Origin of the sequence: Halorubrum sp. AD140, from assembly GCF_034497445.1 — an archaeon.
Classification (GTDB): domain Archaea; phylum Halobacteriota; class Halobacteria; order Halobacteriales; family Haloferacaceae; genus Halorubrum.
Genome location: NZ_JAXRUU010000300.1, coordinates 1 through 1,098 on the forward strand (window position 1 = coordinate 1; position 1,098 = coordinate 1,098).

Annotated in this window: 1 pseudogene; it reads left to right on the forward strand. The window is 62.4% G+C overall.

Annotated features, from left to right (window positions below):
* Positions 1 to 453: 453 nt before the first annotated feature.
* A pseudogene (locus U4E84_RS18360) lies at positions 454 to 1,098 on the forward strand (serine protease); the annotation flags it as partial.

Below are 1,098 nucleotides of genomic sequence, written 5' to 3' on the forward strand. Positions count from 1 at the left end.
GGAGATGCATCGATACGTTTCAATTATATTGAACGTATATAACTGCTTGGCTCGCTATCGCTTCTGAGCCCGATCCGAAGCGACACGCAGTCGAAATCGCTATCCGGAGCATAACCTCGTGTTACGCGATTCGTTTTCCGGTACCGCGCCCGTGTACAGGCTCGTCGTCTAATGTATTCATCTCCTCATCTCCGTGTTGCCGGCCGATTCGTTTCGACCTCCGTAACGAGTGATTACGGCCGTCGAACGGGCATCGTACCCGTTTCGTCCCGGTGACACGTTCGCGTCGACACCGGCCATTACGGGGGAAATCGCCTCGATCGACGAGACGAAACCGGCGATTGTCTGGACGCAACCGTGCGTTGTGATCGCACATTGCGTTAATAACTACGGGCGAGCCGTGCCGTGGCTTCGACATCCTCCCGCAGTGGGGTGTCACGACGCGACGAAGATATGATACGCACCAACAAGTATTCGAAGGCGCTCGCCGCGCTCTTCGCGGTCGTCATGGTGGTCTCCATGATGGCTCCCGTCGCGGGGGCTTCCGTGGCCGCGGACGCGGGCGACGCCGAGGCGAACGTCGAGGGGGACCTCGACGCCGCCGACATCGATGCGGATAGCACAGTAGCCGACACCGACGAGAACCTGACGGACCAACAGGACCCCGACGAGGTCTCGATCGACGAGGCGCTCGAGGACGACTTCGCGTCGGGCGACGGTGACGTCGAGGTCGTCGTCCGGTTCGACAGCGCCGACACGGACGGCGCGATGACGGAAGACGAGGCGGTCGGGAGCATGCAGGCGCACGCCGACCAGACCCAGGAGGACCTGCTCCGCTTCGCCGAGCGTCATCCGGGGATCGAGGTGAAAAACACCTTCTGGCTGGCGAACGCGGTCCTGATCGACGTCGACCCCGACCGGGCGACGCTCGAGGAGATCGCGGCCGTCGAGAACGTCGATCGGCTCCACACCAACTTCGAGCTGACCACGATGGACGGCAACTCGACCGACGGCAACTCGACCGACGGTGAGGAGTCCGACTCCTCGGAGTCGTCCCCCGAGAACGGCACCGAGGACGAATCGTCGGCGAACGAGTCT